The 16,127-nt window shown below is 35.0% G+C and carries 15 protein-coding genes and 1 pseudogene; 5 read left to right on the forward strand and 11 right to left on the reverse strand.

Annotation, left to right across the window (positions count from 1 at the left end; all coding sequences use genetic code 11):
• Both H8909_RS13295 and H8909_RS13300 read right to left on the reverse strand, forming a co-directional pair.
• Positions 1-509: transposase (locus H8909_RS13295; RefSeq protein WP_202985919.1), on the reverse strand; the 509-nt coding region annotated here is incomplete at its 3' end.
• Positions 482-814 (reverse strand): hypothetical protein, encoded by a 333-nt coding sequence (locus tag H8909_RS13300; RefSeq protein WP_202985920.1) that lies wholly within the window; start codon positions 812-814, stop codon positions 482-484. The genes H8909_RS13295 and H8909_RS13300, both read right to left, overlap by 28 nt.
• Before the next feature lie 78 nt (positions 815-892).
• On the opposite strand from H8909_RS13300, the pseudogene tnpA reads away from it, so the two are divergent.
• A pseudogene (gene tnpA / locus H8909_RS13880) lies at positions 893-1,287 on the forward strand (IS200/IS605 family transposase).
• A gap of 102 nt (positions 1,288-1,389) precedes the next feature.
• On the opposite strand, the gene H8909_RS06925 reads toward tnpA, so the two are convergent.
• Genes H8909_RS06925 through prfA form a run of 4 tightly spaced genes read right to left on the reverse strand, consistent with a single transcriptional unit; the run spans position 1,390 to position 4,405 of the window.
• Positions 1,390-1,962, reverse strand: a complete 573-nt coding sequence (locus tag H8909_RS06925; protein ID WP_187012297.1) for an HdeD family acid-resistance protein — start codon at positions 1,960-1,962, stop codon at positions 1,390-1,392.
• 18 nt (positions 1,963-1,980) lie between these two features.
• Positions 1,981-2,508, reverse strand: a complete 528-nt coding sequence (locus H8909_RS06930) for a GNAT family N-acetyltransferase (protein WP_187012298.1) — start codon at positions 2,506-2,508, stop codon at positions 1,981-1,983.
• Positions 2,495-3,328 carry a peptide chain release factor N(5)-glutamine methyltransferase gene (gene prmC, locus H8909_RS06935; protein ID WP_187012299.1) on the reverse strand — a complete coding sequence of 278 codons (834 nt, stop codon included), beginning with the start codon at positions 3,326-3,328 and terminating at the stop codon, positions 2,495-2,497. The genes H8909_RS06930 and prmC overlap by 14 nt, the downstream gene beginning before the upstream one ends.
• Positions 3,329-4,405 carry a peptide chain release factor 1 gene (prfA, locus tag H8909_RS06940; protein ID WP_187012300.1) on the reverse strand — a complete coding sequence of 359 codons (1,077 nt, stop codon included), beginning with the start codon at positions 4,403-4,405 and terminating at the stop codon, positions 3,329-3,331.
• Positions 4,406-4,563: 158 nt separating this feature from the next.
• Between prfA and H8909_RS06945 the strand changes: the two genes are divergently transcribed.
• Complete coding sequence (locus H8909_RS06945) at positions 4,564-5,208, forward strand: HAD family hydrolase (RefSeq protein ID WP_187012301.1); 645 nt, start codon at positions 4,564-4,566, stop codon at positions 5,206-5,208.
• 130 nt (positions 5,209-5,338) lie between these two features.
• A complete protein-coding gene (locus tag H8909_RS06950) occupies positions 5,339-5,965 on the forward strand; it encodes a thymidine kinase (protein WP_022425745.1) in 627 nt (208 codons plus the stop codon).
• Positions 5,966-5,989: 24 nt separating this feature from the next.
• Here the strand turns inward: H8909_RS06950 and dnaB are convergent, their stop codons facing one another.
• From dnaB to H8909_RS06970, 4 genes are read right to left on the reverse strand one after another with little or no spacing between them, the layout of a single operon-like run.
• Complete coding sequence (gene dnaB / locus H8909_RS06955) at positions 5,990-7,351, reverse strand: replicative DNA helicase (RefSeq protein ID WP_022425744.1); 1,362 nt, start codon at positions 7,349-7,351, stop codon at positions 5,990-5,992.
• Between the two features lie 11 nt (positions 7,352-7,362).
• Complete coding sequence (rplI, locus tag H8909_RS06960; RefSeq protein ID WP_187012302.1) at positions 7,363-7,809, reverse strand: 50S ribosomal protein L9; 447 nt, start codon at positions 7,807-7,809, stop codon at positions 7,363-7,365.
• A 2-nt stretch (positions 7,810-7,811) separates the two neighbouring features.
• Positions 7,812-9,767: a GGDEF domain-containing protein gene (locus H8909_RS06965; protein ID WP_187012303.1), complete on the reverse strand. Its 1,956-nt coding sequence runs from the start codon at positions 9,765-9,767 to the stop codon at positions 7,812-7,814.
• A gap of 14 nt (positions 9,768-9,781) precedes the next feature.
• The gene (locus tag H8909_RS06970; protein WP_187012304.1) at positions 9,782-10,672 is read right to left on the reverse strand and encodes a DUF2232 domain-containing protein; all 891 of its coding nucleotides are present in this window, start codon (positions 10,670-10,672) and stop codon (positions 9,782-9,784) included.
• Positions 10,673-10,762: 90 nt separating this feature from the next.
• Between H8909_RS06970 and H8909_RS06975 the strand changes: the two genes are divergently transcribed.
• Entirely contained in the window at positions 10,763-11,068 is a 306-nt protein-coding gene (locus tag H8909_RS06975; protein ID WP_187012305.1) for a metal-sensing transcriptional repressor, read from the forward strand.
• On the forward strand, positions 11,065-13,527 hold the full coding sequence (locus H8909_RS06980; protein WP_187012306.1) for a heavy metal translocating P-type ATPase: 2,463 nt from the start codon (positions 11,065-11,067) through the stop codon (positions 13,525-13,527). Before H8909_RS06975 ends, H8909_RS06980 begins: the two co-directional genes overlap by 4 nt.
• A gap of 11 nt (positions 13,528-13,538) precedes the next feature.
• Here the strand turns inward: H8909_RS06980 and H8909_RS06985 are convergent, their stop codons facing one another.
• The gene (locus H8909_RS06985) at positions 13,539-16,055 is read right to left on the reverse strand and encodes a translation factor GTPase family protein (protein ID WP_187012307.1); all 2,517 of its coding nucleotides are present in this window, start codon (positions 16,053-16,055) and stop codon (positions 13,539-13,541) included.
• Between the last annotated feature and the right edge of the window lie 72 nt (positions 16,056-16,127).

Raw genomic sequence — 16,127 nt, forward strand, 5'->3', positions numbered from 1 at the left:
ATACCTGACAAATCTTCCAATACAAAGAGAGTGTGCTTTGGGTTGTTTTCAACGAGTGCCTTCGATACCTGATGGTTAATATCCTGCATCCAACGGTTTTCTCGCTGACCGATAGCTTTTAGTCTTCGTCTTGAGGATGGCGTATGTCGCATTTGAAGTTCCTTACGAAGCTTGGAATAGTTAGCACGTTTCTGTTTAATAGCTTTACCACTAACAAATCCAGACTTATGTTTGCTGTCATAAGTTGCAACAACAAAGTTAATACCTCTGTCAATACCTACAACATTACAGATATCAGAAATATTACTTTCTTCAATCTCATAGGTAACTGGTATGTGCAGATAGTATTTACCATGCTTACTTACAAGTTTGGCAGTACCAAACTTATAAATCGTATGATCGAAATACTTAGACATTCCATTTGAAAAATAAGATAACTTTACACGACCATTAAGCGTATTGATTGAAAAACGGTTTTGTGTTAAGGAATAATCTCTGTTCCAAACCAAATCATACTGAGGTTTTTGAACGATGGTTTAATCCACTCATTCTGATTCTCAAGAATGGTCTTATATCTGGCGATAACAGTCTTCAAAACAGACTGAGCCATCTGCGATTTAAGGTTAAACTTTTCTCGTAAAGTAGAATACAAAGCCTTATTAAGTGAAAACTGCTTTAAGTCATGAGTGCGGAATACATAGTCTGAAACATAATTACAGGCATTACGATAAACAGACATTGTTTCATCAAGCAAAACCTTATCTGTTTCAGCTACGATTATTTGAATTTTAGCTGTAATAGTCATCTGTTCCATAGATGTACTCCTTTCATAGATATTTCACTATATATTATATTTAATTTATAGCAAAATATCTATATTTTGAGGTGAACTGTGGATAGTAGATACAATCGTCATAACAGACGAAAATACAGCCTTAAAGTACATATAGTTCTAGTAACCAAATACCGTAAACAACTACTAAAAGGCTCTATTGCTGATGATGTTAAACAAGAGATTCTCGATATGACTAATACTCGCGCTACGAAATTATTGCGATAAAAACTGACAAAGACCATATACATTTCTTATTAAGTTACGATACAGCAGATAGAGTTTGAATTGTAAAGCAGGAAACAACATACCACTTATGGCAAAAGTATAGTTCAGTCTTATCAAAACAGTATTGGAAGGAAAAAACATTTTGCTCAGATGGTTATTTTGCTTGTAGCATTGGAGAAGTGTCATCAGCAACTATACAAAAATATATTGAAAGTCAGGGAGAATAGATAATGATTTACGAGGCTCCTCCCATCGCCTAAAGGCAGTGGGTTTCCGCCTATGACAAACGAAAGGATTTATTTATGAAAAAAGTACCGTGATGGTACTTTTTAATTAATATATGATCTAGACATTTTAGAATGATTGAGCTTATATAAAACATAGATTGTCTGAATAAGACTCAATACTTCAGTAACTAATAATACAATACCTTCAGCCATAGTCAAACCAATAGCCATATCAACAGGATGTACAATAATAAATACACCTAATGCAACACAAAATACAGCACATAAGAAGATCCAGAACCAATTGAATTCAATAATCTGCTGTAACTGGAATGAGAGCTGTAAGTTTAATAAGCCTTTGATCACAATCCATAAGCCAATGATCATTGTGAGTGCACTAATGAATGCATCAGCATTGAATGCAACAAAAACGCCTGCTAGTAATGCGAGAATACCTTCTAATAAATCATTAGAAAAGATACGCATATCATGAGTTAACGCAAAGTAAGTCACAAGATGAATGAGACCATCCACAAATAATGCACCTGAAATCACATAAACTACAATATCCAACATTGTCTTTGGGAAAACAATCAACAATACTGAAGCAATAATCATAATCACTGATGTGATGATAGATGCTTTACTATACTTCTTAATATATTCTTTAATCATAGTTCCACCTCGTATCTGTTATTGTAGCACAAAATATATGTTTTGTAAGTTACCGAGGTCAAAAATATATCCTTCATCCCCATAGAAGAAAGATTCATCAAACTTCTTAAAACCAATCTTCTTTAAGAGATGTCTTGATTTTTCATTCTGTTTATAGATATAGGCAATACATTTGAAGAAACCATGTTCTTCATGCATATAGCTTAAGAGTCCGAGTACCGCTTCAGTGCCAAAACCATTATTCCAGAAAACATCATCTAACGTATAACCAATAGAGAATGTATGAGGTGCCATGATTTCTATATGTAAATCACCAATAAGATGCTGGCTCCCTTTGATTGTAATACCAAACTGCATAGACCCTTTTTTATGCTCTATTACAGTATCTTTACACTTCTTGATGAGTTTCACCGCATCTCTTTTTGTATATCTATTCCAGGATTGATACTGAGACACAGTCTTTTTACTGCGATATTCTACAAGACGATCAATATCATTTTCATCAAGTGTTCTAATTGTAAGACGTTCAGTTTCAAATATTTTCATAGTTATGATAAATGAACAACATTCTATCCTTTCCATTGATATCCTTGATGACTTCAAATGTATCATCTGGAAAATAGAGAGGAACAAGATGTTTCATTCTTTCTCCTTGATTATATCCAATTTCAAATGCAAGAATCGCTTTCTCCTTTAATATTGAGGGAGCTTGTTTAAATATATTTTCATAACATGCATAACCATGATCATCCGCAAATAATGCAAGATGTGGTTCATGATCCACTACTCGAGGATCCAATACTTCATCATAATCAATATAAGGTGGATTAGAGACAAGAATATCTACGTGAATATCTTTATCTATAAGAGGCTGTAATAAGTCCCCTTCTAAGAATGTGACGGAAGCTTCATGCTTCTTCGCATTATGAGATGCTGTTTTAAGAGCTTCTTTAGAGATATCTACTGCATATAGATCTCCCTTAGATTCACAAGCTAATGTGACTGCAATAGCGCCTGAGCCTGTACCTATATCTGCCACAACCATTCCTGGTTTTATATAAGATAAAACTTTTTCTACAAGTTCTTCTGTTTCATAACGAGGAATCAAAACACTTGGATTGACATCAAACTCTCTACCATAAAAATATTCTTTTCCAATAATATACTGATAAGGTTCACCCTTTAAATATCTATCCAAATAATCCTTATATTGCATAAGAAGAGCCTCTTCAACAGGCTCTTCCCTCTTCAACAATAGTTGATAATAAGCATCTCCTGTGAGATCTTCATAGAGTCTTTCAGGGATATTTGTATGTGGATCATCAATTAAATCATGTGCATGTTTAAGTAATTCACCTAATAGCACTTATTCTTCTTCTCCTAGAAGTTTTAATCTCTGATCTTCATTGATTAATGCATCGATGATTGGTTCTAATTTACCTTCCATAATACGATCTAACTGCTGAATAGTTAAACCAATACGATGGTCAGTGACACGGTTCTGAGGATAGTTATATGTTCTGATCTTTTCAGCACGGTCACCTGAACCAATCTTATTACGACGTTCGTTTCCTAGTTTTTCTTCTTCTTCTCTTAATTTAGCTTCATAAAGTCTTGTACGTAATGACTGCATAGCCTTAGCACGGTTATCATGCTGTGAACGACCATCCTGGCTTGTTGCCACAATTCCTGTTGGAATATGTGTAATACGTACGGCAGAGTCAGTCTTATTGATATGCTGTCCTCCAGCACCAGATGAACGGTAAGTATCAACTCTTAAATCCTTTGGATCAATATCGATATCTACTTCTTCTGCTTCTGGCATAACTAATACTGTGGCAGTTGATGTATGAACACGTCCCTGTGTTTCAGTCTTAGGCACACGCTGTACACGATGTGAACCAGATTCAAACTTCATCTTAGAATATACACCAGTACCCTTGATAATAAATGATACAAGTGAATATCCTCCAGCTTCAGAAGGCTGAGCATCTTCAATTTCAATCTTCCATCCCTGTGATTCAGCATACTTAGAATACATTCTAAATAAGTCACCTGCGAAGATATTACCTTCATCTCCTCCGGCTGCACCACGGATTTCCATTACTACGTTCTTTTCATCATTTGGATCCTTAGGAATTAATTCAATCTGGATATCATGTTCCATGATTGGCTGTTTCTTTTCTAATTCTTCTAATTCCATCTTAGCCATTTCTTTGATTTCAGGATCATTTTCATTTAATAATTCTTTGGCTTCTTCAATACCATCTAATAAAGCCTTGTATTCTTTATATAAGTTATAAGCCTTTTCTAAAGAAGCCTGTTCTTTAGAAGCCTGTGTCATCTTCTGAATATCATTCGCGATAGATGGGTCCATAAGGATCTGTGTTAATTCTTCATATCTTTTTTCTACTGTCTGTAGTCTTTCTAATAGTGTATTCATCTTCTATCCTTTCTTTTAATAATATTGATTTCATCTAATAAATTTGTTAATTGTTCCAAATCGTACCCATTATAATATATTCAATTATTTTTCGCAATTAATTGAAGACGCTTTCTATTTCTTATATACTTGAATATATAAATTGGAGGTTTGTAAATATGATTAAAGCAGTTATTTTTGATATGGACGGTTTGATGATTGATTCTGAAAGAGTGACTTTTGAATGTTATCAGGAAATCATAAAACCAATGAATTTGACAATGGATGAAACATTCTATAAAACTTTATTAGGGAAACCTATCAAAGGAATCTATGAAAGATTTTACGATACTTATGGTAAGGACTTTCCTATTGATGATGTCATTAAAGATGTACATGCTTTAATGGCTAAACGTTTTGAAACAGAAGGTGTACCAGTTAAGAAAGGTTTATTAGTGCTTCTTAATTATTTAAAAGAAAATGGTTATAAGACTATTGTGGCTACTTCTTCTAATCGTGATCGTGTCGATACTATTCTTGCACAGGCTCATATTACACAATATTTCGATGACTCAATTTGTGGGGATGAAGTAACTCATGGTAAACCACATCCTGAAGTCTTCTTAAAATCATGTGAAAAGCTTGGTGTAAAAACTGATGAAGCGATTGTATTAGAAGATAGTGAAGCAGGTATCCAGGCCGCTTCTTCAGCTGGTATTAAAGTAATCTGTATCCCTGATATGAAATATCCTACAGAAGAATATGCAAATAAGACATATAAAATATTAGATTCTCTTGATGAAGTCATTAATGAATTAAACTAACAAAAAGAGTCGGAATGATGACCGACTCTTTTTAATGGGATTAAGGGAAAATTTTTTATGGCTTTTCTTTTCTACAATTGTATAATACAGTGAGTATATGAAATCTATGTGAACTTTTAGGAGGTTTTAAATGTATAATCAATATCGTGAAGGATGGATAGAAGTCATCTGTGGATGTATGTTTGCAGGGAAAACTGAAGAATTAATTCGTCGTATTAATGTATTGTCTTATGCAAGAAAGAATATTCTTGTATTTAAGCCAAAGATTGATGATCGTTATTCTACAACTGAAATTGCTTCACATGCAGGAAGTAAAGTACCTTGTATTGTCATCAGTGAAGCAAAGGAAATACTTAATCATGTAAATTATGATACAGATGTTGTAGCGATTGATGAAGTACAGTTTTTTGATGAGGATGTTGTTGATATCTGTGAGTATCTTGCAGATAGTGGATTACGTGTAATGGTTGCTGGTTTAGATAAAGATTTCCGTGGTGAACCATTTGGTGTCTTACCTGATTTATTAACACGTGCTGAGTTCGTGACTAAGCTAACTGCAGTATGTGCAAAATGTGGTGCACCAGCCACTAGAACACAGCGTATTATTAATGGTAAACCTGCTTCTTTTAATGATCCTATTGTCTTAGTAGGTGCTAAGGAAGCCTATGAACCACGTTGTCGTCATTGTCATGAAATAGTAGAAAAACCTATTAAATTTGAGAATCAGAAAAAAATACAATTCAGACCAAGAAAATAAGCAGTGGCTCATGAGCCACTGCTTTTAAATTCTTAGTCCTTCACCACTATTCTGGTTTTCTGGACCTGTATAGTAATCTGAGAAACGTGAGTATTGTTTTTCAAATACAAGGCTGATATCGGCTGTTGCACCATTTCTGTGCTTAGCCACAACAATTTCTGTTAAGCCGTTTGTTTCTGCTTCTTTTTCTTTATTCTGATAGTCTTCACGATGAAGGAAAGCGACGATATCGGCATCCTGTTCGATAGCCCCAGATTCTCTTAAGTCGGACAACATTGGTTTTCCTTTACGCTGTTCAACCTGACGAGAAAGCTGTGATAAGGCAATAACTGGACACTTTAATTCTCTTGCTAGTGCTTTTAACTGTCTAGAGATATCAGATACTTCCTGCTGTCTTGATTCTCTTGATGAAGATGGACCAGAGATTAACTGGAGGTAATCGATAATAACCATCTTTAATCCCTGTTCTCTTTGTAGTCTTCTGCATTTAGCTGCAATTTCACCAATCTTAACAGCTGGTGTATCATCAATATATAAATTACAACGTGTGACACGATCTGCTGCTGCATAATATTTATTCGCATTCTCTTTTAAAATCGCACCTGTTTTTAATTTATCGTTATCAATAGATCCTGCACAGCATATTAATCTGGTTACAAGCTGTTCAGCAGGCATTTCTAGTGAAAATATTGCGACAGCTTCTTCACTATTAAGTGATGAGTTAAAACCAATATTCAAGGCAAAAGCTGTTTTACCTACAGAAGGTCTAGCTGCAAGAATAACTAAATCACCTGGCTGAAAGCCTGATGTTAATTTATCTAATTCTTTATAGCCTGTCTTTACACCAGAGACAACTCCACCATTTTTCTGAAGAAGATTCATTCTGGCTGTGACATTCTGTACAACACTTTCAATTGTCTTGAATTCACCGGCATTTCTATCTCTTGTGACTTCTAATACATCTTTTTCTACTGTATCAATAAAATCATTAATATCAGTAATTTCACCATAAGCATCTTGTACGATGTTTGTAGCTTCTTTAATAAGCCTTCTAAGTAATGACTTCTCATTTAATATCTTAAGATAATGCGGTGTATGAGCGACTGTTGGTACTGAATTCGCAAGTACCAATAAGTAGTCTACTCCACCTACTTTTTCTAATATCTTCTGGTTAATTAAATAATCAGTCACTGTAGTAGCATCAATTGGTTTATTCCCGTCATGAAGAAACTTCATACCTGTAAAGATCAGTCGATGCGCATCAAGATAGAAATCCTGAGGTGTTGCCATGTTGATGACATCATTACATGCATTCTTATCAATCAACATCGCCCCTAACAAAGCACGTTCTGCCTCTAAGTCATGAGGGAGTTCTCTTGTATCCATAAGTATTCACCTTATTTTTCAGATAGATGAACATTGATAGTCGCAATAACACCTTTATAAAGTTCAATCTTCAACTTAGTAGTTCCTAAAGCACCTACTGGATATGCATTGATGAACTTTCTCTTATCAATCTTAATACCATGTTCTTCTAATAATTTCTTTGCGATATGTTTTGTAGAAACATGATCAAAGCTCTTACCATCCTTACCAGTCTTTACTTTGAATTCTACCACAATAGTTTCAAGCTTCTTTGCAAGTTCCTGAGCTTCTTCTTTCTTCTTTAAGTTTTCCTGTTTCTTTTCTTCTTCCTGCTGAGCAACAATCTTCTTACCTGTTTCTGTTGCCATTAAAGCTTTACCATTCTTAATTAAGAAGTTCTGTCCATAACCGTCAGATACATTAACGATTTCACCCTTCTTACCAACTTTTTTCACATCTTCTAATAAAATAACTTTCATATTTATACACCCCTATCTTCCAAATATGCATCTATTGCATGTTCTAATCTCTCTTTTGCTTCTTCGATCGTCACATTTTCAATCTGACAGGCAGCCATAGAGAAATGACCACCACCATTAAGATCTTCCATAATCATCTGGACATTGATCTTCTTAGAACTACGTGCGCTGATTGCCACTGTGTTCTTAGATATATATCCTATCGCAAATGCAGCATAAATGCCAGAAACATATACTAATTGGTTTGCAGCCTTTGCGAGAGTAGAACGACTGAGTTCGTCATCTTTGCCTGTCGCAATAAGGAATCTATCCTTATAACGATAAGCTGATTCTGTGATATCAAATATTTCTTTCATACATTCAAATGAATCTTCTAATAATTCATATGCAAGTGCTAAGTCAGCCTGTGCTTCTTTGAGTTTAGCTGCTGACTGGAATGTTCTTGTACCCACATGCTGTCTGAAATAGTTTGTATCTACTAGCATCCCCGTATACATAACTGTCGCATCAAGTGATGAAATTTCAATTTCATGTTGCTGGTAATCAAATAGTTCTACAAGTAATTCTACTGTAGAGGATGCAGATGGTTCTAAGTATGTGAGAACCGGTGAAGAAATAAATTCTTCACTACGACGATGGTGGTCAATAATGACCTTGTTTTTTACTTTATCAAGTACTGAACGGCTAATAGCCAATGAATCCTTATGGTTATCTACACAGATTAATAAAGTATCTTTATTAGTTTTTTCAAGTGCTTCTGAAATAGTCAACATTAAACCCTTATAATCAGGATTACTTCTCAACATTTCTACGACACCTTTTGTTTTTTCTTCAAGAGATTCATAGTCAATCACGATATTGGCTCTCTTACCTAAATTCTCTGCAATACGCGCAGCCGCAAGAGAAGCACCAAATGAATCCAAATCTGAGTTCTTATGTCCCATAACTAAGACATTACGTGAACGACTAATAAGACCGGCAAGAGATTGTGCCATAATACGTGAACGTACTTTAGAAGATGTTTCAAATGCATCTGTTTTACCACCAAAGTAACGTACATGATCTTTACCACTCTTAATCGCAATCTGGTCACCACCACGTGAATAAGCAAGACTTAATGCTGAAGAAGCAAGTTCTTCTAATTCTCTTAATACCTTTGTACTTCTACCAATACCAATAGATAATGTCATAAGTACATCTAATTCTTCTATCGCATTCTTGAAATCATCCAAAATAGAGAATTTAGATTCAATAAGTTTCTTATAGATACGTTCATTAAAGAAGACAATGTATTTACCTGTCTGATAACGTCTAATGATCATACCATTCTTATATGCCCAGTCAGTAATTGTACTACGGCATAAATTTTGAATCTTTACCTTCTGTGATTCATCTACATTCGCAATAATTTCATCATAGTTATCCACAGTAATATAACCCATGCATACCTGCATATCTTCATAGTCCTGTGATAAAGAGACATATTGTGTCACATCCTTCATATAGATGAGTCTTGTATCCGCACTATTATATACTTCGAATTTCTTTCCTTTGACTTCTATTGTTTTGACATCTTCATCATCAAAAAGACTAGCAAGTGTAGGCTGCCATTCTAATAGCTTGATTCCTACAATATTGATATTTAATGCCTTTAAGAAGTCTGAAACCCATGTAATGTTTCTGTTTTCATCATATTGAATCAGTCCTACGCCACCATAGATCAAAGCATTCTTTGCATCAATACCTAAAGCATCACTGACTGAATAGCTGTTTTGATCCATTAAGTAGCCCATATAGAATAGTAACGATATGTAGATTACATTCGTAATAACCGCAAATATCGCAAGACGAAGCATCCAAGCCTGATGAAATATACCAAAAGCCGCAAAGGTCGCAAAGGTAATAAATACGAGTAAAAGAACAAAGATATTTCTAAGTTGTGCAACTTTTCTCGTCATTGTAGAGGCCCTCCTTATTGATACTTATTATACAGTATTTGACGTATTTCAACAAATATATCAATAATTCCTAGAATCACTAATAGTGTCTGTAGGAACGGAATGAATACTAAAAATATAAGTAAGTTAGAATAACGTCCATGGTTTCTGATAATAAGATAAAAAGAGAGGAAAGCAAGTCCATCCACCATAAATCCTAAGATACTAATAAAATAGATATATTGTACAATAACAACATTTCCAAAATATTGTCTCGCAATCATACTACCTGCAAGCATGATTGCGAGAATATAGCCCATTTTAGGACTGAATCTAAATGTCGCAATATGAATACTCATATCAAAAGGTATTCTTAAGCGTTTAAAGAATAATGCACATAACATCATGACTAGATAACTCTGTAAGAATGACATGATAAGTATAGAGAGTGGAATGAGATTATAGAAGTTCTGGAAAGTAAAAGCATTTGATAAAGAAGGCACAGCCGCAATAATCTGGTTATACATTTCTTTTGCTTCAGTGAGTAAGTTAATACCTAGTACTCCTGAGAATACATAGAAATATAAAAAGTCAGATAAAAAGAAGAATGTAGCACCGAGCACCAGCATTGTTTCTTTCTTAGCTTTATTTTTTAAACATAGCCCTACAACTGTTCCCATACCAAGTGATGAGAGGACAATTAATACATAACTGAGTGTTCCAAACAGGAAGGCAATGACCATGGAAGCAACGGAAGTCATTAAAGCTTCTTTAAGGCCTGTCTTATAGCTATAAATAGCCATAGGAATAGCCATTCCATAGCCAATTAAGCTATCAAACATCGTACCTGTCATTGTATTGAGTACTGCAAGGACACCAAAGAGTGATGCGATGAGTGCACCCTGCACGAGTTTATTTGTTTTCATAATTCATTTCTCCTTGTGGTCATTATACAACAATCACATCGCTTGACGTATACCCCTACAGGGTATATGATTGGAACAGGAGGTGAAATAATGAATAAAAAAGATTGCTGCTGCAGTGAACGTCATAAGGATCGTAGTGAAGAAGAAAAGAAAAAACTCATGAACCGCCTCAAACGTATCGAAGGTCAGATTCGAGGAATTGAAGGCATGGTAGAAAAAGATGCTTATTGTCCTGATATTCTTGTTCAGGTTTCTGCAGTCAATGCAGCTTTGAATAGTTTTAATAAAGAATTACTTGCAAAGCATATTAAGACATGTGTTGTGGATGATATTAAAGAAGGTCATGATGAAACAATTGATGAATTAGTGAAAGTATTACAGAAGGTGATGAAATGAAACAATATAATATTACTGGTATGAGTTGTGCAGCGTGTGCCAATCGTATTGAAAAAACTGTAGCTCATATTAATGGTGTAGATAGCTGTTCTGTTTCTTTACTCACAAATTCTATGGGCGTAGAAGGAACAGCATCTTCTGAATCTATTATTCAGGCAATTGAGGATATTGGATATGGTGCAAGTGAAAAAGGTGTTAAAAAAGTAAAAGATGATTCTTTAGTCGATCATGAGACACCAAAATTAAAGAAGAGACTGATTACTTCTCTAGTATTCTTAATACTATTAATGTATTTATCTATGGGTCATATGATGTGGAAATGGCCTGTACCTTCGTTTTTGGAGAATCATGTATCTCTTGCAGTAACAGAAATGTTATTGACTATTATTATTTTAGTCATTAATAAAGCATTCTTTGTTAATGGGTATAAGAGTTTATTTCAATTATCCCCTAACATGGATGCTTTGGTCGCATTAGGGTCTAGTGCTGCTTTTGGTTATAGCTTAGTTGTTTTATATTTAATGATTGATGCCATGAGCCAGGGACAGATGATGAAGGTGATGAGTTTAGGACATGATCTCTATTTTGAATCTGCAGCTATGATTCCTACTTTAATTACTGTTGGTAAGATGTTAGAGGCAATGTCTAAAGGACGTACTACAGATGCCTTAAAGAGTTTAATGGATCTTGCACCTCAGACTGCAGTCATTATTAAGGATAATAAAGAAGTCACTGTAAGTATTGATGAAGTGAATAAGGGTGATTTGTTTATTGTCAGACCAGGTGAAAATATTCCTGTTGATGGTGTGATTGTGGAAGGTTCTACAGCTATTGATGAATCTGCCTTAACAGGTGAAAGTATTCCTGTTGATAAAACAGTAAATGATACAGTATCAGGTGCAACACTTAATCAGTCAGGCTTTATTAAAGTACGTGCCACTCGTGTAGGTGAGGATACAACACTTTCACAGATTATTCAGATGGTGAGTGATGCAGCATCTACTAAAGCACCTATCGCAAAGAAAGCGGATCAGGTCTCTGGTATCTTTGTACCTGTGATTATCGGTATTGCATTAGTCACATTTATTGTCTGGATGATTCTAGGAAAGAGTATTGGATTCTCTATTGCCCGTGCTATTTCCGTTTTAGTTATTTCATGTCCATGTGCATTAGGTCTTGCAACACCAGTAGCTATTATGGTAGGTAATGGTATGGGTGCAAAGCATGGTATCTTGTTTAAGACATCTGAATCATTAGAAGTGGCAGGATCTATTGATATTATTGCGTTAGATAAGACAGGTACAATCACAAAAGGAACTCCTGTAGTGACTGATGTGGTCCCTTATAAGATAGAAAAAGAAGTACTATTAAATTATGCTTCTAGTCTAGAAAAAAAGAGTGAGCATCCTCTTGGTAAAGCTGTGACTGATTATTATCAAGGTAGTGAAGATGTTGAAGACTTCGAGATATTACCTGGTCATGGATTAAGAGGGTTAATTCATGGTAAAGAAGTATTAGGTGGAAGCATCAAGATGATGGAAAAGCATATTCCTGAAGAAATGATGACACAGGCATCTGACAAGGCAATGGAAGGTAAGACACCTCTATTCTTTAGTTATGATGATACTTATCTTGGTATGATCTGTGTGGCTGATACAATGAAGGAAGATAGCCCTCAGGCTATTAAAGAAATGCAGAACATGGGTATTCAAGTTGTAATGTTGACAGGTGACAACAAGAAGACTGCAGATGCAATTGGTAAAAAAGCCGGTGTGGATGAAGTAATTGCAGGTGTATTACCTGATGGTAAAGAGAGTGTTATTAGAGATTTACAAAAGCATGGTAAAGTGGCGATGGTGGGCGATGGAATCAATGATGCACCTGCCCTTACACGTGCGGATATTGGAATTGCGATTGGGGCAGGTACTGATATTGCGATAGATGCTGCTGATGTTGTCTTAATGAATAGTAAGCTGACAGATGTCACTGCTGCTATTAGACTCTCTCGTGCGACATTAAGAAATATCCATGAAAACTTATTCTGGGCATTTTTCTATAATGCGATTTGTATTCCTATTGCTGCTGGTGTATTTATTCACTTAACAGGATGGCAGATGAGTCCTATGTTAGGGGCTGCTGCCATGAGTTTATCTAGTTTCTTTGTATGTATGAATGCATTAAGATTAAATACTTTCTCTATGCATGATGCATCAAAAGATATAAAAAGAAAGAAAAAGGAGAAGAAAACAATGGAAAAGACTTTAGAAATTACTGGTATGATGTGTGGTCATTGTGAAATGGCTGTAAAGAAGGCATTAGAAGCTGTAGATGGTGTAGAAAGTGCTGATGTAAGTCATGAAAAAGGCACTGCAGTTGTGACTTTAAGTAAAGAAGTATCTAATGATGTCTTAAAGAAAGCTGTAGAAGATAAAGATTATACAGTTACATCTATTAAATAAAAAAAGAAGTCCTAAGACTTCTTGAGATCCTCAAATGCATAACTATGCATTTGGGGATTTTTTCTTTCAAACTCTTCTTTTTGGATTTTAGAACGAGAAATGACATCCTGAAGTAATTCTCTTGATGAGATACGTGTCGCCCCATGGCCTAATACAATTTTCTGTTCAAGATTATCACTTGTGGCTACCACAAGACGATATTGTCCTGCCATCTGTTTTGTGATGCTTTCAATATAAGCATCCGCTGTCTGTCCTTCTTTTGTATAAACGATTTCCATATCATGATACATCTGACTCTTGCCTTTATTCTGTGGAACCTTATAAGCATCAAAGACAAGGATCATATGACAGCCACGATACCCTTTATAGCTCATCAATATATCAATAAGCTTATCTCTTGCACTACCTAGGTTTTCTTTCGCAAGTTCTTTCAATTCATCCCAGGCAAAGATGACATTATATCCATCCACAATCAAATATTCATCTAGTACCTGTACTGTATTAGATGAAACATGATCTTGTTTTGGTTTATAGTAGTCACTTGCAAGTTTTGTATCTATTGGACCATAGGTACGTTCATATACTCTTTTAAGTTCTTCATCACTAATATGTACAAGATTATGTGTATAAGTATGTTCCTGTTTCATCGCACTATAAAGAGGTAAATGTATCTTCTCTCTTACTTCATCATAAGGGACATAATATCCTGCACCATGTGAACAGAAGATAGAACCTGTAGGATTATCTAAATCTGATTCACTGTCATAATCACATTTAGTTATCACTTCTTCCTGATTTTCTACCGGTGCATAGAATGTATCTAAGAAGAAAAGCTGTCCTTTTCCTTTTGTGGAAGTCAGAAGTTCTTTTTGGTAGTGAGTCAAGAATAAAACAGGTGCTTCTCCATGAAGTGTTGTAATATCATTATTCTCATTCACTACAGTAGGTGTTGGATAGTCTTCTAAAGCATAGTAAACCTTACTCAAAGCCTCTGTAGGAATGACTAATTCATATTTATAATATGGTTCTAAAATGACTGATTCAGTCATTTTTAACCCTTGTCTAATAGCACGATAAGTGGCTTCTCTGAAGTCTCCTCCTTCTGTATGTTTTAAGTGAGCTTTACCACCTATAAGTGTGATTTTCATGTCTGTAATAGGAGAACCTGTGAGTACACCTAAGTGTTCTTTTTCCTGTAAGTGTGTCATGATGAGATTTTGATATCTCTCTTCTAAGTTATTCTGACATTGATTATCAAAGACAAGTCCTGAACCTTGAGGAAGTGGTTCTAAGTAAAGATGGACTTCACTATAGTGTCTGAGTGGTTCAAAGTGTCCTACCCCTTCTACTGGTTCTTTGATTGTTTCTAGATAAGCGACTTCTCCTTCATCTACTGTGATATCTTCATTAAAACGATCTTTCATTAATTGTTTAAGAATATCTATTTGAACTTCACCCATTAAAGAAACTTGGGCATGATCATCAAAGAGTTTTAAATGAAGTAATGGTTCTTCTTCACCTAATACCTTTAAAGAAGAAAAGAAATGGTTGATATCTGCCTCTTTGGACGGTTGAATTGAATACAACATAGAAGGTCTCAGTGTTGAATGAATCACATGTCCTAATCCAATATAATCCCCTGCCTGAAGCTTCTTAATACCTGTTAAGGCGACAATATCATTCTGAGATGCTTCTTCTACTAAAGTATAGCGGTTCCCTTGATATAACCTAATTTGATGAATCTTTTCATCATGAATTGTATCACGTACATGAAGCCTGCCACCAGTGACCTTAATAAAGACAAGACGTTCTCCTCTTTCATCTCTTGTAATCTTAAAGACCTGTGCAGATAATTCTGTCTGTGGTTCTTTTTCTAAAGTATAACGGTCTAAGGCATCGAGTAATTCATCTACACCTTGGTTCTTAAGGGCACTACCAAAATAGAGTGGATAAAGATGTCTATTAGAAATCGCTTTTGCGATAGATGTATCCTTTAAAAACCCTGTTTCTAAATATTCTTCTATCATCTCTTCATCAAGTGCTGCAATGTCTTCTTCAGAAGCACTCATATCCATGATATGAGGAGATAATTGTGATAAAGAGTCTAATAACTCTTCTTTTGTATAATGTGTTAAATCCATTTTATTCACAAAGATGAAGGCTGGTACATGATAGTGTTCTAATAGGTTCCAGATTGTTTTAGTATGCGCCTGCACTCCATCTAAACCATTGATAATCACTATAGCATAATCAAGAACACTTAATGCACGTTCCATTTCTCCACTAAAATCAGCATGCCCTGGTGTATCAATAAATGTGAAATGGTTATTCTTATAATCAAGAGAAGAAACCTTAGAAAAGATAGTGATTCCTCTTTCTCTTTCCTGTGTATTATAGTCAAGAAATGTATCTTTATGATCAACACGACCCTGATGTTTTATTGTCCCTGTCGTATAGAGTAATGACTCACTTAATGTGGTTTTACCTGCATCAACATGAGCCACCATTCCAAGTGTTAATTGTTTCATCAAATCACCTCTTGATTATTGTATCATAGATCAATCAAAAAACACCTTGGTTTTATCCAAGGTGGAAATACA

The organism is Catenibacterium faecis (assembly GCF_014306455.1).
In the GTDB taxonomy this organism is placed as follows: domain Bacteria; phylum Bacillota_I; class Bacilli_A; order Erysipelotrichales; family Coprobacillaceae; genus Catenibacterium; species Catenibacterium mitsuoka_A.